General features: G+C 68.5%; 1 protein-coding gene, 1 tRNA gene and 1 pseudogene. 1 reads left to right on the plus strand and 2 read right to left on the minus strand.

Annotated features, from left to right (window positions below; translation table 11 throughout):
- Positions 1 to 787 (minus strand): SGNH/GDSL hydrolase family protein (locus tag ACFWWU_RS37295; protein ID WP_384153666.1); only part of this gene is annotated, 787 nt, incomplete at its 3' end.
- 109 nt (positions 788 to 896) lie between these two features.
- Here ACFWWU_RS37295 and ACFWWU_RS37300 point away from each other — a divergent pair.
- A tRNA-Ser gene (locus ACFWWU_RS37300) sits at positions 897 to 986 on the plus strand.
- Between the two features lie 36 nt (positions 987 to 1,022).
- Here the strand turns inward: ACFWWU_RS37300 and ACFWWU_RS37305 are convergent.
- A pseudogene (locus tag ACFWWU_RS37305) lies at positions 1,023 to 1,253 on the minus strand (N-acetyltransferase); the annotation flags it as partial.

The following is a 1,253-nucleotide window of genomic DNA, read 5'->3' on the forward strand; positions in this document are numbered from 1 at the left end:
AGGTCGCGGTCTCGCGGCGTCGCGACCCGAGCACGGAGGCGAGCGCCGGACGGAAGGCCTCGGCCCACACCGCGTAGCCGTGATCGTTCGGGTGGAACATGTCGCGCGCGAACTGCGTCAGGATGCCGCGAAGGCCCTGGCGCCGAGTGGCCTCGTGGAGCGGCGCCACGACGAGTCCGTGCTCGCGGGCGGCGGCGCGCAGCATCCGATTCGCCTCGGCGACCTTGCGCTCGTTCTGCGGGAAGTAGAAGCACGGCAGGTCGGCGACGACGGCGTGCAGCGGCAGTTCGGCGAAGATCGAGCGGATGTTGCGATCGAATCGCACCGGGTCCCACTCGGCGATGTCGTTCGCGCCGATCGAGACCGTGACCACGTCGGGCCGGAGGCCGCGCAGATCGCGGAATCGCGGCAGCTGGTCGCGCACGGCGAGCGAGGTCGTCGCACCCGAGACGCTGAGGTTCACGACGCGCACGCTCCGACCGGTCGCCTCGCGCAGTTCGTCGGCGATCTGGCCGACGTAGCTCCGGTCGGGGCGGGAGGCGCCGATGCCCTGCGCGGCGCTGTCGCCGATCGCGACGTAGAGCAGCTCGCCGTCGCTCTTCGCGTGGTCGCGCCACCACTTCGAGTGCACGGGCAGGGTCTCGTTCAGGGTCGACCGGTTCTCGCGCACCCGCTCGCGGAACGGACGCACGCCGAACGAGCCGAGCACGGTCGACGCTGCGAGCCGGGCGCCGGCGGTGAGGCTCTGGCGCGGGGCGTCGGCACGGGAGATGGGGGAGACGGTCACGAGCAGAACGTATGCCCGCACGCTTCACGTGAGCTGCATGCCGGCTGAACGTCGGCTGAGGCATCCGCTCGTTTTTGTTCTTTCGGCCTCGTCGTCTACGATTGTCCTCGGTACCGTGTCCGAGCGGCCGAAGGTGCAACTCTCGAAAAGTTGTGTGGGTGAAAGCCCACCGTGGGTTCAAATCCCACCGGTACCGCCATGGAAAGCCCCTGATGATTCAGGGGCTTTCTGCTTTTCACTCGAGTTCGGCCGTGGGGATCTCGGTGCCCTCCGCGCCGTCCTGCCAGACGATGGCACTGATTCGCCAGCCGGTCGACGTACGTACGAAATGCGTTGCCTTCCGGCCCCAGCCGTCGGCGACCCGGCCGTCGAGGGTGCCTGACTTGCTGTACAGGCTCCAACGCTGCGCGATGTCTCCGAAGATCCGCGTGTCAGCGGTGACTTCCCGCTCGGAGAATCCCAGCAG

This window comes from Streptomyces sp. NPDC058650, assembly GCF_042717315.1.
Taxonomy (GTDB): Bacteria; Actinomycetota; Actinomycetes; order Streptomycetales; family Streptomycetaceae; genus Streptomyces.